Genomic DNA, 17237 nt, shown 5'->3' on the forward strand with positions numbered 1-17237 from the left:
AGCATCCATTCGGCTGCAGCAGGTCGCCGCTCAACGAAACGCTATTTTTTCTTTCTGATTTTTTTCCTATCGTTCTCCCCAACACCAGCACAAGGCAAGCCGGAACCGAGCGATAGCATAAGCGATGACCGAGATCAGCAGTGACTCAGTCGCTTCAATCAACTAGGAGTTTCCTGACCCCTGCAACCCCTGGTGGGGGTCACTCTGGGGCGCTGCCTTCGAAGGCAGTGCCCCTTCACCTTCTTCAGCATCGTCCTGAGTCAATTCCACGGCTTCCAATCGCTCTAGTTCAATGTCAGCGTGGATGGGCTCTAGTTCAGTCAGGCTTTTACTTGCGTTGCTGGAAAGCTGCCGAAAGCGCTCTACCTTCCCCACCAGACCTTGTTGTCCCGCCAGGCCCTTTACTGTCTGGTTATAGTGGTTGTTGGCAGACTTAAGGGTATTACCGAGCTTGTGTAGTCGCTCAGCGACAAGACACACCTGGTTGTAAATTTCGCCGGCGCGTGTACTTATCTCCCTGGCTTCACGGTTACTCTGGTCGATCATCCACAGGTTCGCCACTGTGCGCAAAATAGGCATCAGCGTCGTGTGTGAAACCATCACTACCTGCCGTTGATAGCCGTAGTTGAACAAATCCTTGTTGTATTTCATGGCCTCGATATAGGCAGGCTCAATGGGCATGAACATGAGTACAAAATCCGGGCTGTCTACGCCGGACAGATTGGAATAGTCTTTGGAGGACAGGTCATCAATGTGATTGCGAACCGCTTGCGCATGCGATCTTAGCGCCTCACTCTGTTCCTCTTCTGTTGCTGCGGAAATGGCTCGGTCGTAATCTACTAACGAGACTTTGCTGTCGATTACCAGACACTTCTTCTCGGGTAGTTTGATGATGAAATCGGGCAGCCGCCGCTTGCCTTGCGCATCGGTGAAGCTGGCCTGGGCCTCATAATGATCGCCAGGCAGCAGGCCGGCCAACTCAAGCGTTCTTTCCAGTTGGGCCTCGCCCCAGTTGCCGGTGGTTTTTTTATCGCCTTTGAGAGCGGTCGCCAGGTTGGTGGCCTGGGAGTTCATCTCAAGACCAATTTCAAAGACCTTTTTGATTTCTGCTTCCAGGGCAGTATTGCCCTTTACCGCTTCTGTGTGTACTTCGTTGATGCGCGACTGAAAACCACTAATTTGCTCCCTGAAGGGCTTGAGTAGAGATTCCAGCGATTCCTTATTAGTGGAGGTAAAGCTTTTACCCTTGTCCTCGAATATGCGGTTGGCCAATAACTCGAATTCCTGCTTGAGATTGTCCCTGGCTTCTTTCAACAACGTCATTTGGCTCTGGTGTTGTTCCTCTCTTTCTTCCTGCTGGGTGTGTAGGCGAGTATGTTCATTTTGTAGGGCCTGGTAGCGCCGGCCGTGGCTGTCCAGATCGTTTTCCAGCTTGGATAACGCGATTCGACCTTCCTGTAAGCGTTCTTGTAACTGGTTTCGCTCGACTTCCAGGCCAGGAATAACGCGAGTGGCGCTCTCCAGTTCGAGTTGCAGTTCTTCATTGGATGCAGTCATTTGGAGGCGCAGTCGCTCAGCTATGCCCTGCCCCCTGATAACGCCAATGAGCAAGCCCAGGGCTATGCCACCGAAAGCGATTGAACCGGCAATAACTAGCTGTTGTATTTCGATTTCTGTCATGCTCTGCCCCACAAGAATGGGCCCAGTTTAAAACAAAGGCGCAACGATAAGCGGATTTATTGTACCGCGAGTTGAGGGCGTGTCGCTTTTTAAGACAGGTAGCAGGAGAGGATGTCGCGACTGGCAGCCGCCAGGTCAGCGTAGATAGGTATGCTGCTTGAATCGACCAGGTCGTTATTGGAAGACTCCAGTTGTAACCGGGTTTTTTCTCCCTTGCCGGTGAGCACCAGCACGGGCTTGCAGCCCATGGCCCGGCCAGCCTGCAAGTCTTTGAAGCTGTCGCCAATAAAGTAGCGTTCTGCCACCGGCTCACTTAATTCCGTCTCAATTGCACGCAGCAAACCGGTTGCGGGCTTACGACAGTCGCAGCCATCATCAGGCAGGTGGGGGCAGTAGAAAATACCGGCGATCTCGCCACCCTGCTCTTCTACCAGCGAGCACAGATGATTATGAATAGCTTCAAGCTCTTCCAGGCCAAAAAAGCCCCTGCTTAGCCCGGATTGATTGGTAGCAATGGCCACCTGATAGCCTGCCTTCGATAGCGTCGCAATGGCTTCTATACTGCCGGGTATAGGCTTCCAGTCATCGAGCGAGCGGATGTAGTCATCCGAATCCTGGTTAATAACTCCGTCGCGATCCAGGATCAGCAGGGGCATGCTTACTTGCCTACAACCAGCTGCGAAATGTCGGCTACTTCCAAGAATTGGTCGCGCAGTGCTTTCAACAGGTTAAGTCGATTGTTGCGCAGGGCCTCATCTTCGGCGTTCACCATGACCTCGTCGAAAAAGCGATCTACGGGTGCTCTCAGGCCGGCGAGACTTGCCAATGCCGCGCTGTACTCGCCTTTTTCAAGGTGACCAGAAGCGATGGCAGATAAAGCGCTTAGGTTTTCCGTCAGCTCCTTTTCTGCTGCCTCTTGAAGCAAGTTTACGCGAACTTCACCAAAACTGTGGTCATGACTCAGCTTGCCGAGAATATTCGAAACGCGTTTGTTTGCCGCGGCCAGGGCAGAGGCTTCTGGCAGTTGCGAGAAGGCGTTGACGGCCAATACGCGTTGCTGAATATCCAGGGGTTGGCTGATGCGACGTGCAGAGACTGCGCGAAAGACTTCAACCGGAATGTCTTCTTCCTCGTACCAGGCGCGGAAGCGTTCAATCATGTAGTCAAAGACTTGATCCGTTGTTCCTTCTGCAAGGAGATCCTGGGGGTATTGTTGTGTGGCAAGTTCGAGGCAATCCCTAAGATCCAGGTCCAGCTTTTTCTCCACTATGATTCGCAGCACTGCAAGAGAAGCGCGGCGCAGGGCGAATGGGTCTTTGGAACCAGTAGGTGGCTGGCCAATACCGAATATGCCGACCAGGGTGTCCAGCCTATCAGCCAGGCCCAGGGCACACGCAGTATTGCTTTCAGGCAGGCGGTCGCCGGCAAATTTGGGCCAGTATTGTTGGGCGATTGCTGCCGCGACCTCAGCGTCCTCGCCGTCGTGCAAGGCATAATAAGACCCTGCCACTCCCTGCATATCAGAGAATTCCTGCACCATATCGGTAACCAGGTCGGCTTTTGCCAGCAGCGCTGAACGCTCAGCTTTGTCAGCGTCCGCACCGATCATGCGTGCCAGGCTGCCCGCAAGCTTTTGTACACGACGGGCTTTGTCCGCCAGAGTGCCAAGCTTTTGCTGGAAGATGACGGTTTCCAGTTTAGCGGCACGTTTTGCCAGCGGTGTTTTCTTGTCGGTCTCAAAGAAAAAAGCGGCATCTGCAAGTCGCGGACGGATGACTCGCTCATTGCCCGCAATGACCTGCACAGGATCTTTGCTTTCAATGTTAGCCAGGGTAATAAAATTAGGTTTCAATTCACCATTAGCATCAACCAGGTGGAAATATTTCTGGTGCTCTTTCATGGAAGAAATCAGCGCTTCAGCAGGCACCTCCAGGAAGCGCTCTTCGAAGGAACCGGTGAGAGCGACAGGCCATTCGACCAGTCCCGTGACTTCGTCTAAAAGATCTGGGTCGATCACGGCGGTAGCATTCACCGCACTTGCCTCTGTTTCCACTTGCTCGCGAATCATGGCCTGACGCTTGTCAAAGTTGGCAACAACGTGGGCATTGGCCAACGCTTCTTCGTAGTCGTCAGCCTTTTCCAGCAAGATATCGCCGCTTGAATGGAAGCGATGTCCGCGAGTGGTATTGCCTGTGGGGATGCCCAGAATCTTGCCGTGATCAAACTTTTCTCCGAGCATGGCAATCAACCATTGCACCGGGCGAACAAATTCGACTCGGCTGGCACCCCAGCGCATGCGCTTTGGAATAGGCAAACCGGCGATGGTTTCAACAATGATGTCATTGAGGCAGTCACTGGTGTGCAAGCCTGCCTCGGTCTTTTTCAGTCCTAGCCTGGTGCCTTTCGGTGTTTCAATTTCCTGCAGGTCTTGTGCTGCAACGCCTTGTTTTTTGGCGAAGCCTGAAGCGGCAGGTGTCCAGTTGCCTTCACTGTCCCTGGCTCGATCGATCGGGGGGCCAAGCACCTCGATATCTTTATCTTCACCCTGTGTTTGCACCTGTGCAATTTGTACAGCGAGACGGCGAGGAGACGCAAACCAGCTGACCTCTCCAAAGCCCAGTTCGCGCTGCTCCAGGCCGGCGGTGATGCCATCTCGAAAGGCCAGGCCCAGCGATTTTAATGCCTTGGGGGGAAGCTCTTCTGTGCCCAGCTCTATCAGCAGAGTTTCATTGCTCATGATTGCTCCTCCGCCTGAATTCGCTCCAGTACTTCCTTGCGGATACCCTCTTCCGCCAAGGGGAAACCCAGCGCGGCGCGAGCGTTGAAATAGGCCTGAGCGACTGCCCGCGCAAGCGTGCGCACGCGGAGAATGAATCGTTGGCGCTCGGTAACGGAGATAGCGTGCCTGGCGTCCAGCAGGTTAAATGCGTGAGACGCTTTCATCACCATTTCATAAGCGGGCAGTGGCAAGTTTTTATCCACCAGTCGTAAGGCTTCTTTTTCGCAGTGGTCAAAGAAGCCAAAAAGCTGCTCAACATCGGCTTCTTCAAAGTTGTAGCGAGACATTTCGACTTCGTTTTGGTGAAACACGTCGCCGTAGGTGACACGACCAGCTGGGCCGTCTGCCCATACCAGATCGTAGATACTGTCGACGCCTTGCAGGTACATGGCAATGCGCTCGAGACCATAGGTGATCTCACCTGTAACGGGGTAGCACTCCAAACCGCCAGCTTGCTGGAAATAGGTAAACTGCGTGACCTCCATTCCGTTGAGCCAGACTTCCCAGCCTAAACCCCAGGCTCCCAGTGTTGGAGACTCCCAGTTATCTTCGACAAAGCGCACGTCGTGGACGTTGGTATCCACACCCAGCGCTGTCAGTGATTGTAAATAAAGCTCCTGGAAATTCGCAGGGGAAGGCTTCATTGCCACCTGAAACTGGTAATAGTGCTGCAGGCGGTTGGGGTTCTCCCCATAGCGCCCATCCGTTGGTCTGCGACTGGGCTGAACATAGGCCGCATTCCAGTTTTCCGGGCCAATGGCACGAAGAAAGGTCGCGGGATGGAAGGTGCCTGCGCCAACCTCCATGTCAAGCGGCTGAAGAACCACACAGCCCTGATCTGCCCAGAACTGTTGCAGCTTCAGGATAAGCTCCTGAAATGTAAGTAGTTTGTTTTGGTTTTCTGCCACCGGAATGCCTGTGAGGTCACTGCAAAGGGCGGCTATTATACAGGCTCTTTTGTCGGCATAATACGCGCTTTAGTCGATTGTGAATTTCACTCATGGATGGCCTCAAAGTAGCGGTTATCAAGCTCTATCTGCACTTATGTGCCCTGCTGCCCCTGTCCTGGGCGCGAGCGATGGGCAGAGGTATTGTACGTTTGTACTGGCCCCTTGGAGGTCGTAGCGTCAAAGTGACCAAACGTAATATTGAATTGGCTTATCCAACGCTGGGAGTGCAGGAGCAGGCCAAACTTGCTCGTCGCAGTTTGTGTGCCACTGGCGAATTAGTTTCAGAGCTGGGGCATTTATGGATTAGACCCTGGGACCACGTCCGCGATTTGATAAAGTCGGTGGAGGGCTGCGAGCTTATCAGCGCGGCCCAGGCCCAGGGGAGAGGCGTTATTATTCTGGCACCCCACTTTGGCAATTGGGAAGTGCTTGGCTTGCATCTGGGAACACTGGGTAAAACCGTGTGCCTTTATGAGCCGCCCAAGTTACAAGCGCTGGGTCCGATGATCGTAGCGGCTCGGCAACGCACTGGCGCCACTCTGGTTCCCACTGATAGCCGGGGGCTGGCGAAACTGGTGAGAAGCGTCAAGGCCGGCGGTGTCTCCGGTATATTGCCCGACCAGGCGCCTGCGGATGTTAACTCTGGCGAGAACGTGTCTTTTATGGGCAATCAGTGCTTCACCCCGACCCTGGCGAGCAACATGATCCGTCGCACGGGCGCGCTTGCCGTTTTTGGGTCAGCAGAGCGAGTGGACGGTGGCTTTGCACTGCGCTATTTCGCGGCTGAGGATGGTATCTACGACGCCGACACCGGAATATCGCTGGCAGCGATGAACCGTGGAGTTGAGGCCTGTGTGCGCCTTAGTCCTGAACAATACCAGTGGGAATACAAGCGCTTCAGAGTGCGTCCCAAGCAGGGTCCTGGCGTTTACGACGATCTGTAACTGGCGTGGCCCCGCCTTCTTGAACTAAACGGCGCCTCAGGGCTGCCAATGGAACGCTATGTACTACGGAAAAATTATCGGCGGTGTGATTGGCCTTATGGTTCTGGGCCCAATCGGTCTGATTCTGGGAATTTTTGTCGGACACCTTTTCGATAACGGTCTGATGCAGACCCTCAAGTTTGCGTCCCCGCAGAATATCGCCCGCATTAAGAACAGTTTTTTTGAAACAACGTTCCTGTTGTCGGGGTATTTGGCTAAAGCCGATGGCCGTATTTCCCAACAGGAGATTGACCAGACTGAGTCAATCATTTCGCAGATGGGGCTCGATGCGCAGCAACGCAAGCGTGCTATTAATCTATTTCAACAGGGCTCCGCGCAGGATTTCCAGCTAGAACCCACGGTATCGTCTTTTATGGAGACCTGCCGGGGCCAGCGCCAGTTGTGTCAAACCTTGTTGTTCTTCCTGATTTCACTGGCGTTGGCCGATCACAAGATCGAGCAAGTTGAACACAATGTACTGCAACGGATAGCGACCTTGCTCAGCTTCAGTCCAGCGCAACTGGAGCAAATGTTGCGCATGGCCCAGGCCCAGGGTCATTTTCATGGCTCCTCGGGTTATGGCGCCCAGCCGGGAACCAGTCTCGAAGATGCCTACGAGGCGCTGGGTATTGCATCTGATGTGGATGACAAAGCGCTCAAACGGGCTTATCGCAAGCTGATGAGTGAAAACCATCCGGATAAGTTGATTGCCAAGGGTGTTCCAGAGGATATGATCAAACTGGCGACTGAGCGTTCCCAGGAAATTCAGGCAGCGTATGAAATGATCAAGAAGAGTCGCGCCTAGATCCGCCAGAACATGGGTGTAAATAACACTAACAAAGTAAATACTTCCAGCCGTCCCAGCAGCATGGTGAAGCAGAGAATGCCCTTGGCGGTATCGCTGATGCTGGCATAATTTGATGAAACCTCTCCCAGACCAGGCCCAAGATTGTTGATGGATGCCGCTACCGCCGAAAACGCAGTGGTAAAGTCCAGCCCGGTAGCCATTAGCAGCAACATGATAATGATAAAGCAGGTGGTATAGACCGCGAAGAAGCTCCACACCGCGCTCACCACTGAGGCTTCAACTCTGCGGCGTCCTACTTTCAAGGGGATAATGGCCTGTGGGTGCACTAACTGCTTCAGCTCCCGCACACCCTGCTTGTAAATCAGCATCAGGCGCATGGCTTTCATGCCACCGCCGGTGGAACCAACGCAGCCTCCCATAAATGAAAACATTAGCAACATGACCGGTAAAAAGGAGGGCCACTGGGCAAAATCCTTAGTAGCAAATCCGGTGGTGGTGGTAATAGAGACCGCCTGGAATATGCCGTGTACCAGACTGTCTGAGGGCTGCAAAGTCTTGCTGATAATCAGGTAGACACAAGTAATGGTCACACAAATTAGCAGCACGCTGGAGAAAAAGCGGGTTTCCGAGTCTTTGCGGTAGGGAGCGATGCTGATGCGCCGCCAGAAAATGAAATGCAGTCCGAAATTGATCGCTGAAATATACATAAAGAGCGTACATATGAGCAATACGGTGTTGCTTTGAAAATAGCCCATGCTGGCATCGTGAGTAGAAAAGCCACCGATGGCGACGGTTGATAGGGCATGGGCGATGGCATCAAAAGTGGTCATACCTGCAAGCCAGAACGCGATAGCGCAGATGACTGTCAGCCCCACGTAAACCATGGCTAATGCTTTGGCGGTTTCGGTGATCCGGGGAGTGAGTTTGCTGTCCTTTGAAGGCCCGGGAGTTTCTGCCTTATAAAGCTGCATGCCGCCAATGCCGAGCATGGGCAGCACTGCGACAGCAACGACAATGATGCCGATGCCGCCCATCCACTGCAGCAGTTGCCGATAGAGCAGAATTGATTTGGGCAGGCTGTCGAGCCCAACGATGACGGTCGCGCCAGTTGTTGTGAGTCCGGAAATGGATTCAAAGATCGCTTCTATCGGAGTTAGGTCCAGGCTATCGGAAAGAGCAAAAGGTAGCGCACCGAAGAGGCCCAGTACCGTCCAGAACAAGGAGGTAATGAGAAAACCGTCGCGGATGCGAAGCTCGTGTCGAGCATTCATCACCGGCACCCAGATAATGAGCCCGGCAAAGAAGGTTATTGCCAGGGCAGAGAGGAAGCCATCAGCGGTGCTGTCATCTGCAATTAGTGCCATTACCAGTGGCACCAGCATGGTACTGGAGAACAGCATTAACAAAATGCCGAGTATGCGCAGAGAGACGGAAATATGCATGGGCTAGAAGAAACCGAAGCCCACGGCGAACAGTTTTTCTACAGCGTTAATCTTGCGTCTGTCGACCAGGAACAGGATAACGTGATCGTCTGTTTCCACGACGACATGGCTGTGGGCGATTAACACCTCCTCACCCCTGACAATTGCACCAATGGTGACGCCCTCAGGCAGTTGAATCTCATCCAGTCTGCGTCCCACGACTTTTGAGGAATAGGTATCGCCGTGAGCAGTGACTTCAATGGCTTCTGCCGCGCCTCGCCGCAGCGAGTGTACATTGCTGATATCACCTCTGCGCACGTGGGTCAGCAGGCTGCCAATGGTGATCTGTTGCGGCGAAATCGCGATATCAATTTCGTCGCCAACCAGTTCAGCGTAGGCGGGATTAGTGATTAGCGTAATCACTTTTTTGGCGCCCATCCGCTTGGCGAGCATGGACATCATAATGTTGGATTCGTCGTTGTTGGTCAGGGCGCAGAAAACATCGTTGGCTTCGATATTCTCCTGGGCAAGAAGCTGTGGTTCTGCGGCGCTTCCGTTGAGCACGATGGTGTGAGCCAGCCGCTCGGACAGCACCCTGCATCGTTCATAGGATTGCTCGATGACTTTGACCTGGTATTTATTTTCTATAGAGAGCGCCAGAGTCGCCCCGATGTTACCACCGCCGGCAATCATTACTCGTTTGTAGGGCTTGTCGACTTTGCGCAGCTCTGACATAACTGCTCGAATATTTTCTCTTGCCGCGATAAAGAAGACTTCATCGTCCGCCTCAACGACTGTGCTGCCCTCGGGCAAGATGGCGCGATCCTGGCGGAAAATAGCCGCGACTCGTGTGTCTACCTTGGGCATGTGAGTGCGAATTTCCTGTAATTCCTGACCAACGATGGGGCCGCCGTGATATGCCTTTACGGCCACTAGCTGGACTTTGCCGTCGGCGAAGTCCAATACCTGCAGCGCTCCGGGGTTAGCAATTAATTGACGAATGTTTTTGGTGACCAACTGTTCTGGGCCAATGATGACGTCTACCGGAATATGGTCTCTGTTAAATAACTGTTCCTGGTGCGATAGATAGTTGGGCGACCGTACACGAGAGATCTTGGTAGGCGTATTAAACAGGGTATGGGCAACCTGGCATGCCATCATGTTGATTTCATCGGAGTTGGTCACCGCGATCAGCATGTCCGCGTCTTCTGCACCGGCTTTATAGAGACTATTGGGGTGCGATGCGCCGCCGGTGACGATACCGATGTCCAGCTTGTCCTGCAGTGCACGGAGCTTTGCGCTGTCGGTGTCGACAACGGTGATGTCATTCTGCTCGTTGGCCAGGTGTTCTGCGAGGGTGCCGCCTACCTGGCCGGCGCCTAAAATTATGATTTTCATAGCTTGCGGATTCAGCTAAATGTCTGGAAACAATAAAGAAAAGCCCGCCATAATGTAAGGGCGGGCTCAGCGAAATTGTGCACAATTGTAGTCTTGCTAGAGTAACCGGCGTTTTTCGATCAGGGCGTAGAATAAGCCGTCCGGCCCGCTAATATTAGGGAGCAACTGACGGCCAACGCCGGCTGTCACTCCCCAGGTTAGCTCTGGTTGCACCAAAATGGCATCGTCGGTTGCTTTGAGGAAGCTGTTAACCACGCTGTTGTTTTCGCCATCGAGGATGGAACAGGTGGCATATAGCAGGCGACCACCGGGTTTTAGCAGCGGCCATAGTCCCTGCAGAATGGCTGTTTGCTGCGCGCCCAGCGAAGCAATGTCGTTCTGCCGACGCAGGGATTTTACGTCCGGGTGTCTGCGAATAACGCCGCTGGCGCTGCAGGGGGCGTCCACCAGGACCTTGTCAAAGCTTTGCGCGGCCAGAACCGGGGGAGGATTGGCGCCGTCGCCTGCAATTACCGAAGCCTGAAGCCCTAAACGCTCCAGGTTTTGCTGCACTCGCTCCAGACGCTGGGGGTCCAGGTCCATCGCTGTCAGCTCGCCGAGTGCGGGCTGTAATTCCAGTATATGGCAGCTCTTGCCACCGGGCGCGGCACAGGCATCCAGTACTCGCTCCCCGGGCTGAGCGGCGAGCAACAATGCCGCCATTTGTGCGGCCTCATCCTGAACGCTCGCGTCGCCTGTTTCAAAGCCAGGCAGTTCCAGGACGTCCCTGGCCGATTCAAGATAAATGGCCTGTGGTGACAAATCACCTTCTTTGGCAGCGATGCCAGCTGCATTGAGCCGGAGCAAATAGTCCGCTCGATTGCCTCGCCTGGCGTTAATACGCAGGGTCATCGGAGGCTGGGCATTGTTGGCGTCAATAATCGCGTTGGCCTGCTCCGGCCATTGCTCATTTATGATGTCGAATAGCCACTGGGGGTGTGCGTGCCTGGCAGCCTCTGGGAGTTTGGTCAGCAGGGAATCTCGCTCGCGCAGAAAGCGGCGTAATACCGCGTTGGATAAGCCCTTGGCCCAGGGCTTTTTAAGTGCCTTGGTCGCTGCAACGGTCGCGGATACGGCAGCGTGGTCAGGTATGCGGGTGTCCTCAAGTTGGTAAAGACCGCAAAGTAAAAGGCCGTGTATATCCCTGTCTTTTTCCCGTAGCGGTTTGTCCAGCAGCTGGTTTAGTAGTGCCTCAAGCCGAGGTGCCTGGCGCAGAGTGCCGTAACAGAGCTGTTGTAGAAGCCCTTTGTCGCGCGGCGCTACCTTTTCCAGTGTCGGAGGCAGTGTCTGGTTTAGTGACTTGCCTGAAAGCACATCGCCCACTATTCGAGCGGCTGCGGCGCGGGTGTCAAGCGCCATCAGTGGGCCTGTCCAGCTAGCGTGAAGCTGGCACCTGGGGTAAACAGATCGCTACTGCCATTGAGCACTTGATCTGCAGTCAGTGGCTTGCCTCCTGGCAATTGCAGGCGCTGGATATTGAGCTGACCCTCGCCACAGTTGACCAGGATGCCATTTCGGTCAGCGCGTAAAATGGTACCTGCAGCTTCTGTTAAAGGCGCGTTGCCGGCGGCTTGGGCCTGCCATACTTTTATCCGCTGGCCTTGCAGGTGAGTGAAACACACAGGAAAGGGGTTGAAAGCTCGGATAGCGCGATCCAGCGTTGTAGCTGCTTGTGTCCAGTCCAGCTCTGCTTCTCCTTTGAGGATTTTACTGGCGTAATTGGCGTTCTCATCATTTTGAGCAGTGGCATTGGCCTGATAGCGCTCCAGGTCTGACAGCACCTTAACCAGTAGCGGCGCACCCTGTGAGGCTAGCTTATCGTGTAGTGCTGCTGCTGTTGTTTCGGGGCCGATTTCGCAGTTTGCCGTGGCCAGCATATCGCCGGTATCCAGGCCTACGTCCATTTGCATGATAGTGGTACCGGAGGTGTTGTCCCCTGCTTCGATGGCTCGCTGTATTGGCGCTGCTCCGCGCCAGCGAGGCAGCAGGGAAGCGTGAACATTAAGGCAGCCGAATGCGGGGGCGCTTAAAACTTCGGCTGGCAGAATTAAGCCATAGGCAACGACGACCATAACGTCAGCGCCCAGTGCAGCCAGGCAAGCCTGCTCTTGCGGATCACGCAGGCTCTGCGGCTGGTAGACCGGAATACCCTGTTCCAGGGCCAGTTTTTTTACCGGGCTGGCCTGCAGCTTCTTACCTCTGCCAGCGGGCCTGTCGGGTTGCGTATACACAGCGATAAGTTGGTGCTCACTTTCAATGAGAGCGGCTAAATGTATGGCCGAGAAGTCGGGTGTTCCGGCAAAAATCAGTTTCAGAGAAGACACTCCTCAGACTCGCCGCCGCTGGTCTTTTTCCAGCTTTTTACGGATGCGATTGCGCTTCAGGGGCGACAGATAATCTACAAACAATTTGCCATCCAGGTGGTCAATTTCATGCTGCAGGCAAATAGCCAGAAGGCCTTCTATTTCGCTTGAGAAGGGCTTTCCGTCTCGTCCAAGCGCCTTTACTGCAATGCGCTGTGGTCGGTTTACCGTTTCATAATATCCGGGAACAGAAAGGCAACCTTCATCATATTCGCCCAGTTCCTTGTCTAGAATCTCTACTTCTGGATTAATAAACACCAGCGGGTCGTTCTGTTTCTCGGATAGGTCGATCACCAGTATGCGCTCATGCACATTGACTTGAGTTGCAGCCAGGCCGATGCCGGGAGCGGCGTACATCGTTTCGAGCATATCGTCTAGTAATTGTCGGTGCTTGTCGGTTACCGAGTTGACCGGTGCTGCGACTGTGCGAAGCCGGGGATCGGGGAACTCCAGGATCTCGAGTACTGCCATGTTTTAAAAGCTCTTTTTCAGGTTTTTAATAGCCCGCCAAGAGGTGCGGGAAAAGTAACATTTAGGCTTGCCAGCGGCATAACGCGACAGCACACTGTAATCTATTATACTGCCTGGGAATAAGGGGTGCCCAGTGGAGGCGCACGGGGCAGAGATAACAAGGCCACGCAGGGACGTAAAAATGAAAACAAGGTCACTCTCAATTTGGCTGTTGCTGGCATCGCTAATGTTTAGCGGTTTCCTTCACGCAGCGGTAGAACTTAATGAAGATGTGCCAGAGACCTATATCGTTAAAAAAGGCGATACGCTTTGGGGCATTTCAGGTATGTACTTGCGCGAGCCCTGGCTCTGGCCCGAGCTATGGGACGTCAATCCACAAATTGATAACCCCCACCTGATTTACCCCGGTGACGAGCTTTACCTGGTGTGGATCGATGGCCAACCACGTCTTCGTTTGCGCCGCGGCCGCGATGTGAAGCTTACGCCAAACATGCGGGTGTCGCCTCTGGATCTCGCTATTCCTACTATACCTCTTGATGAAATTGGTGCCTTTTTGCTGCGCCACAGGATTCTTGCAGCAGATGAGATCAACAATTCCGCCTATATCGTGGCGGGGGACCAGGGAAGCTTGCTGAGTGCGCCCGGTGACCTGATCTTTGGTCGTGGCGCCTTCCCCGATGGAGAACGAGCCTACGGTATCTACCGTCCCGGCGATACCTATTCAGACCCGATAACCGGAGAGCTGCTGGGCTACCAGGCTCAGGATATCGGCAATGCCAAGCTGAAATCTTCCAATACTGATGCAATAACCGAGTTAGAGATCAACAGGATCACCGAGGAAGTGCGCATTGCCGACAGGTTGTTGCCCCTTGAGGAGCGAATTCTGGATGCTGCCTTCCAGCCCAGGGCGCCGGAAACCCCCATCGAAGACGGGTTCATGATTGCCGTCGATGGCGGTGTTACCCAGATCGGAACGACAGACATTGTAGTACTTAATAAAGGGCTGCGTGATGGTCTGGAGGTGGGTCATGTGTTGGCCGTCTACCAAACCGGTGAACTGGCGTTCGACAAGGTAGCGCAGGGGAATGTGCGCTTGCCAGATGTGCGTGCCGGACTTGCCATGGTGTTTGAGTCTTTCGACAAAGCCAGCTATGCGCTGGTCTTAAAGTCTAATCGGCCACTCAAGGTGCTGGACAAGGTCAAGAACCCATAGTTTAACCAAGAGCGCGGCAAGGATGCGGTGCTCTGGGGCTAATGCCCCACAAAAACCAACCGACATTACGTCAAGGATGATGTATGAGCGTTGTAGACCGAGACCTGCGAGCGGCAGGCACAGAAGTTTTGTCGCTGGCAGACCCTCTTTATCCTCCCCTATTAAAGACCATCCCTGACCCGCCGCCTTTATTGCACGTGCGCGGTAACCCGATGCTTCTGGCTAGGCCTCAGTTGGCGATCGTAGGGGCTCGTCGCGCCAGCGCGGCCGGGCTGCAGGTGGCCCATAAATTGGCCGTTGCAGCGGTGCGCGCCGGGCTGGGGGTTACCAGCGGCTTGGCGTTGGGTGTCGATGGCGCAGCACATCGAGGCGCTCTGTCGGCAGGCGGGGACACAGTTGCAGTAATGGCCACAGGGATTGAGACGATCTACCCCCACAGGCACGAACCGTTGGGGCAAGAGATCGCGTCATCTGGTTGCCTGGTAACTGAATTTCCGCCCGGCACTAAACCATTGCCATATCATTTCCCTAAACGAAATCGCATTATCAGTGGATTGTCGCTGGGTGTCCTGGTCGTGGAGTCAGCGTTACCCAGCGGTTCTCTCATTACCGCCACCAGTGCAATGGAGCAGGGCCGAGAGGTCTTCGCCCTGCCCTGGTCAATTTCCCATAAGGGGGGTGCGGGGTGTCTCAGCCTGATACGCGACGGTGCTAAAATGGTGCTGGGAATCGAGGATATCCTGGAGGAGCTGGATTCGCTGTTTGGGTTGCAGCAGGAGCTGTCACAGGTTTCGACAATACCGAGCCCTGAATCGACTAGCGAGCCAGACTGTTTGCTGCTGGAACTACTGGGCTTTGAGGTCAGTAGTCTGGACCAATTAGTCGTTGCCAGCGGTCTACCTGTTGGGCAGGTGATGGGCGAGTTGTCGTCGCTAGAGTTAGCAGGCAGGGTCAATCGTTGCCCTGGGGGTTATATACGCAGTCGATAGCCCTGTTTTGCTTGCCAATTGCAGCAGGGTTGGTTAAATTTCGCGCTTTTTTGGGCGAATACAACTTCGCCACAGTCAGGAGATAAGCAATGAGCAAACCATTTGTCGCAATTGTCATGGGATCCGACTCAGATCTGCCAGTTATGGAAGCCAGCTTTGATGTTCTGCGTTCTTTTGATATCCCTTTCGAGGCTCGTATCACATCGGCGCATCGCACCCCGGAAGTGACAAAAAACTACGTCAAAGATGCGGACGAGCGCGGCTGCGCGGTCTTCATTGCTGCTGCTGGCATGGCGGCCCACCTCGCGGGCGCAGTGTCTGCTGCTACCGTCAAGCCTGTCATTGGGGTGCCCATGAACGCTTCTATGGATGGCCTTGACGCGCTGCTCTCTACGGTACAGATGCCTGCGGGTATCCCCGTCGCCAGCGTGGCGATTGGTAAGGCCGGCGCCAAAAATGCTGGCTATCTCGCCGCCCAGATTATCTCAACGGCAGACCCTGAAATGGGCCAGAAGTTGCGCGATGAGCGCGCCGCTAACGCCGCAAAAATTGCGGAAAAAGATGCCGCGTTGCAGGCATCGCTCAAGGTCTGATTTTGCCGTTTACGCCCTCTTCCCTGCGCTTGTCCGCGGCGGTCGGCGCGCTGCGGCGAGAAGGCGTTGTCGCCTGTCCAACTGAGGCGGTGTGGGGTTTATCCTGTGACCCCGACTCTGAGCAGGCAGTGTCCAGACTGTTGGCACTCAAAGGTCGCAGTGCGGACAAAGGCCTTATTTTGGTGGCCGCCAGCGTGGAACAGTTAGGCTTTTTATTGGCGGATCTTTCCCAAGCGCAGAGGCAACAATTGAGCGCCAGCTGGCCTGGCCCCAACACCTGGCTGGTGCCGCACCAACAGAGAGTTCAACCCTGGGTCCACGGCCGGTTTGAAACAGTCGCAGTTCGTGTCAGCCAACACCCGGTAGTGCGTTCCCTTTGCGAAGCATGGGGTGGACCGCTGGTTTCTACCTCAGCGAACCCAGCCGGAGCCCAACCGCCCCGCGCAGGCTTTCAGGTGTTGCGTTACTTTGGCGGCTCGCTCGATGGGATGTTGCCCGGCCAAGTGGGTGGCGCGCAGACTCCCAGTACTATTCGTGATCTGGCTTCCGGTGAGTTAGTCAGGGCGTGATGCTTTCCAGCTATTGTTACCCTGCCCGGGTGCGTATAATGCTCGCGCCCCTGCACAAGGAACAGGATAATGCAGATCGATCAGGTTAAAGCCTACCTTTTATCCCTACAGGACAGTATTTGCTCTGCTCTTGCACAAGAGGACGGTAGCGCAGCATTCATTACCGATGAATGGCAGCGCAGTGAAGGCGGCGGCGGACGCAGTCGCGTACTTGCCGAGGGCGCAGTGTTTGAAAAAGCGGGAGTGAATTTCTCCCATGTTATGGGTGAAAACCTCCCTCCCTCCGCCAGCGCTTCAAGGCCGGAGCTTGCCGGCCGCAGCTATCAGGCGATGGGCGTTTCCCTGGTCGTTCATCCCAATAATCCTTACGTTCCGACATCACACGCCAATGTGCGTCTGTTTGTGGCCGAAAAAGAAGGCGCTGAACCGGTATGGTGGTTTGGCGGCGGCTACGACCTGACACCTTATTATGGCAATCGTGAAGATTGTATTGCCTGGCACCAGGTTGCCAGCGAAGCCTGCGCCCCGTTCGGTGGGGAGTTATATCCCCGGTATAAAGCCTGGTGCGACGAGTATTTTTACCTGAAGCACCGGCAAGAGCCACGTGGTGTGGGAGGGTTGTTTTTTGATGATCTCAACGAATGGGACTTTGATACCTCGTTCGGCTTTATGCAGTCGGTGGGAAACTCTTTCCTTCGCGCATACCGGCCTATTGTCAGCAGGCGTAAGAATACTCCCTTTGGTGATCGCGAAAGGCAGTTTCAGCTTTATCGTCGGGGTCGTTACGTTGAGTTCAATCTGGTCTTCGACCGAGGTACTCTGTTTGGATTGCAATCAGACGGGCGCACCGAGGCGATATTGATGTCCCTGCCGCCGCTGGTGCGCTGGGAATACAGTTACCAGCCAGAGCCGAATACCCCGGAGGCAGAACTGACCGATTACTATCTCCAGGGTCGAGACTGGTTGAGCGAGGGCTGAATA

Annotated in this window: 16 protein-coding genes; 7 read left to right on the forward strand and 9 right to left on the reverse strand. The window is 54.5% G+C overall.

Annotated features, from left to right (window positions below):
* Positions 1-162: 162 nt before the first annotated feature.
* The 4 genes from EYC87_RS08875 to glyQ form a co-directional block, all read right to left on the reverse strand.
* Positions 163-1680: a DNA recombination protein RmuC gene (locus EYC87_RS08875; protein WP_279252563.1), complete on the reverse strand. Its 1518-nt coding sequence runs from the start codon at positions 1678-1680 to the stop codon at positions 163-165.
* Between the two features lie 89 nt (positions 1681-1769).
* Positions 1770-2336 (reverse strand): D-glycero-beta-D-manno-heptose 1,7-bisphosphate 7-phosphatase, encoded by a 567-nt coding sequence (gene gmhB, locus EYC87_RS08880; protein WP_279252564.1) that lies wholly within the window; start codon positions 2334-2336, stop codon positions 1770-1772.
* Between the two features lie 2 nt (positions 2337-2338).
* Entirely contained in the window at positions 2339-4417 is a 2079-nt protein-coding gene (glyS, locus tag EYC87_RS08885; RefSeq protein ID WP_279252565.1) for a glycine--tRNA ligase subunit beta, read from the reverse strand.
* Positions 4414-5367, reverse strand: a complete 954-nt coding sequence (gene glyQ / locus EYC87_RS08890) for a glycine--tRNA ligase subunit alpha (RefSeq protein WP_007230578.1) — start codon at positions 5365-5367, stop codon at positions 4414-4416. The genes glyS and glyQ overlap by 4 nt, the downstream gene beginning before the upstream one ends.
* 92 nt (positions 5368-5459) lie before the next feature.
* Here glyQ and EYC87_RS08895 point away from each other — a divergent pair, with 92 nt between their 5' ends.
* Positions 5460-6353, forward strand: a complete 894-nt coding sequence (locus EYC87_RS08895; RefSeq protein WP_279252566.1) for a lysophospholipid acyltransferase family protein — start codon at positions 5460-5462, stop codon at positions 6351-6353.
* A gap of 58 nt (positions 6354-6411) precedes the next feature.
* Entirely contained in the window at positions 6412-7197 is a 786-nt protein-coding gene (gene djlA / locus EYC87_RS08900) for a co-chaperone DjlA (protein ID WP_279252567.1), read from the forward strand.
* Here the strand turns inward: djlA and EYC87_RS08905 are convergent.
* From EYC87_RS08905 to def, 5 genes are all read right to left on the reverse strand, one after another.
* Positions 7194-8642: a TrkH family potassium uptake protein gene (locus EYC87_RS08905; RefSeq protein ID WP_279252568.1), complete on the reverse strand. Its 1449-nt coding sequence runs from the start codon at positions 8640-8642 to the stop codon at positions 7194-7196. The genes djlA and EYC87_RS08905 overlap by 4 nt on opposite strands.
* A 3-nt stretch (positions 8643-8645) precedes the next feature.
* A complete protein-coding gene (trkA, locus tag EYC87_RS08910) occupies positions 8646-10019 on the reverse strand; it encodes a Trk system potassium transporter TrkA (RefSeq protein WP_007230588.1) in 1374 nt (457 codons plus the stop codon).
* Between the two features lie 96 nt (positions 10020-10115).
* A complete protein-coding gene (gene rsmB, locus EYC87_RS08915; protein WP_279252569.1) occupies positions 10116-11417 on the reverse strand; it encodes a 16S rRNA (cytosine(967)-C(5))-methyltransferase RsmB in 1302 nt (433 codons plus the stop codon).
* Positions 11417-12382 carry a methionyl-tRNA formyltransferase gene (gene fmt, locus EYC87_RS08920; protein WP_279252570.1) on the reverse strand — a complete coding sequence of 322 codons (966 nt, stop codon included), beginning with the start codon at positions 12380-12382 and terminating at the stop codon, positions 11417-11419. Before fmt ends, rsmB begins: the two co-directional genes overlap by 1 nt.
* A 3-nt stretch (positions 12383-12385) precedes the next feature.
* The gene (def, locus tag EYC87_RS08925) at positions 12386-12892 is read right to left on the reverse strand and encodes a peptide deformylase (RefSeq protein ID WP_007230568.1); all 507 of its coding nucleotides are present in this window, start codon (positions 12890-12892) and stop codon (positions 12386-12388) included.
* A 181-nt stretch (positions 12893-13073) separates the two neighbouring features.
* Here def and EYC87_RS08930 point away from each other — a divergent pair, with 181 nt between their 5' ends.
* From EYC87_RS08930 to hemF, 5 genes are all read left to right on the forward strand, one after another.
* The gene (locus tag EYC87_RS08930; protein ID WP_279252571.1) at positions 13074-14105 is read left to right on the forward strand and encodes a LysM peptidoglycan-binding domain-containing protein; all 1032 of its coding nucleotides are present in this window, start codon (positions 13074-13076) and stop codon (positions 14103-14105) included.
* Between the two features lie 83 nt (positions 14106-14188).
* Positions 14189-15094: a DNA-processing protein DprA gene (dprA, locus tag EYC87_RS08935; RefSeq protein WP_279252572.1), complete on the forward strand. Its 906-nt coding sequence runs from the start codon at positions 14189-14191 to the stop codon at positions 15092-15094.
* Positions 15095-15183: 89 nt separating this feature from the next.
* Positions 15184-15687 carry a 5-(carboxyamino)imidazole ribonucleotide mutase gene (gene purE / locus EYC87_RS08940; protein ID WP_040542585.1) on the forward strand — a complete coding sequence of 168 codons (504 nt, stop codon included), beginning with the start codon at positions 15184-15186 and terminating at the stop codon, positions 15685-15687.
* 2 nt (positions 15688-15689) lie between these two features.
* Complete coding sequence (gene tsaC, locus EYC87_RS08945; protein ID WP_279252573.1) at positions 15690-16256, forward strand: L-threonylcarbamoyladenylate synthase type 1 TsaC; 567 nt, start codon at positions 15690-15692, stop codon at positions 16254-16256.
* 69 nt (positions 16257-16325) lie between these two features.
* Positions 16326-17234: an oxygen-dependent coproporphyrinogen oxidase gene (gene hemF, locus EYC87_RS08950; RefSeq protein ID WP_007230594.1), complete on the forward strand. Its 909-nt coding sequence runs from the start codon at positions 16326-16328 to the stop codon at positions 17232-17234.
* The last annotated feature ends 3 nt before the right edge of the window (positions 17235-17237 follow it).

Origin of the sequence: Candidatus Seongchinamella marina, from assembly GCF_026262685.1 — a bacterium.
GTDB lineage: Bacteria > Pseudomonadota > Gammaproteobacteria > Pseudomonadales > Halieaceae > Halioglobus > Halioglobus marinus.